This is a genomic window from Campylobacter concisus (assembly GCF_902460895.1).
GTDB lineage: Bacteria > Campylobacterota > Campylobacteria > Campylobacterales > Campylobacteraceae > Campylobacter_A > Campylobacter_A concisus_BC.
On record NZ_CABPVL010000004.1, the window covers coordinates 178175 to 180520 of the forward strand.

At 31.2% G+C, this 2346-nt stretch carries 1 protein-coding gene; it reads right to left on the reverse strand.

All coding sequences use genetic code 11. The annotated features are described in order from the left end of the window. Nucleotides 1–2346, reverse strand: a 2346-nt coding sequence (locus F3G98_RS11185; protein ID WP_188116983.1) for a hypothetical protein, incomplete at both ends; no start/stop codon positions are given.

Below are 2346 nucleotides of genomic sequence, written 5' to 3' on the forward strand. Positions count from 1 at the left end.
TTAACTCCCTTATCTCTACATCAGATTCAGTATATCTACTTCTAGCATAGTTAAAATACCTTGCATCTATCTCATTACCAGATCCTCTTAGCTCATCTAAGCATAGATAAGCACTAAGGTTATTTAGTGCTAGTTTAGAGGCTAGGTTAAAAGATAGTTTGTTTTTCTTGTGGTCTATGTCGTAGTATATAAATGAGTTATAGTCTAGTCCTCCACTACTTATATTAGCTCCTAGAAATAGTCTATTTAAATTTAGGCTTATATAGTTTTGATAGATCATTACTGGATAGTAGCAATATGTATTTGTACTATTTTTATCATAGGCTTCTTTTATAGACATAGGTTTATATGAGATATTATTTAGTGCGTAAGCTTCATTAAATTTATATGTATATCTTGTATGCATTATCTCGTTGTAGTTCTCTTCTAGTTTTTCATATGAGGTTTTCCAGAGTTCTAATGCACCACTAACCATAGAAGCACCTATACTCTTACCTAGTGATCCCGCATAATCTTTTATTAGCCTCTTTATCTCTTGAAAATCTGTATAGCTAAACCTATGGGTATATCTCATAAAGGTATATGTTGTGATCTCTGTATAAGTTATACTTAGTTTATAATACTCCATCGCCATATGAAGCCTAAAGGCATTTGAAGCTTGAATGATTAGATTAAGCTTTGAATGTTGTAAAACTACGCTTGTAGTTTTTAGACTTGTTATTAGCAAGATATATCTATCTATCTCTTTAGTCTTTCTTGCACCAAGTAGACTTTTTACTAAATTTAATACCCCAAGCTCATCAAGAAATGTTTCTCTTAGTGCCTTTGCGTCTTTATTAAATATATAAGAGCCAAGTGATTCATATATCTTAGATATGCCATCTTCACCAACAAATTTTGCTAGTGGAAATACCTCTTCTATAGTAGTTTTTACTAGTAATGAGGTTACCTCTTTATTTATATCTCTATCATTGCTATATGCTATATCTTTTAAATTTATAGCCTCTTTTAGAGTGTTTTTATTCTTAGCGGCGATAGCCTCTTTTATAGTAGCTTCATCTTTTTTATAGTTATCATCTATCTTGTCAGCTTGTTCTATAAGAAGTTTCATTAGATCTTTTTGCAAAGGATCTTTGATATCTGCATTTTTACCAACTTCATTTTCAGCTAAAAGCTCTTCAATACTAACTACATCCTTGTTATTTACTCCATCCATATATTTAGACATTTCTTCTATACATAGATACTCACCACTTTTTAGTCCGCTATTTTTTACTGAGTCTTTATAGAAAAATAACTTTAAATCTCTATCAAAAACTCTTATTATAGAGTTTGAGTGTAGGGCTTTTATTTCATCATCTTCTATTACTATATATTCATCACCATCTTTAATGCTTTTTTTAATCATTTTTTTTGAATAGCTTTTAGTCATTATAAAGTAAGCCACTCCAAGAGATAGTGCTTCTATGAAAGAGTAGCGTTTTGGGAGGGTTTGTATTATACGTTGCATTTGTGATTGGTATTCATCTGCGGTTGATGAGCCATTTTTTATATCATCTATAAGTTGGCTTGAGATATTGCTATTGTTATATGCTTCGGCCTCTCTTCTGCTTAAGGCGTTTTCATTTACCTTATCAAATACTGCTTTAAAAGAGAGAGTTACCTTTTTCATATACTCTTCTTCGCTTTTTTTGATCTTCTCCATATCATTTGGCTGCTTAGCATAAGCATTTACGTGAGAGAAATTTGTCTTAAATAACTCTTCGTATTTGGTGTAATTATCAAGATAGTTAGTGTCATCTTGATAGGCGATCTCTTTAAATTCTTCTCTCTTTTGCTCTATGTTGTCTATATATTTTTTATCTATCCTTGCAAATGGGGATAAATTTAAAACAAGAGTTGATCTATTGTTTTCTTTATTGATGTTTATGCTGTACTGGCTGTAATCCTTAATAGGACTTAGGGTTTTTATGTCAGTAAATTTTTGTTTTACTAGGTTGGATTTGTTGGGTCTATTTAGCTCGTCTTCTATCACTTGATCTAGGCATTTACTTATTACTTCTTCTCTTAGCCCTGCACTTGATCTAAAAGGTGAGTTTGAAAGCACAACATAGTTTTTATTTAAATTTGAAAAATCTTTGCTGTTCATCTCATCGTTTGCAGAGGTGCCATTTTTATCGGACTTGTTAGCTATTAGATTGGCTAGTTTTATAGAGTTGAAATTTGAAGCACAGATAAAATTTAAATTCGCATTTAGTCCTTTTATTTGATCCTTTAGTCTTTTAAAGAGCGTATCATCACTAGAGCCAAAGCCTAAGTTTTTATTTACTATATCATAAGAGCAGA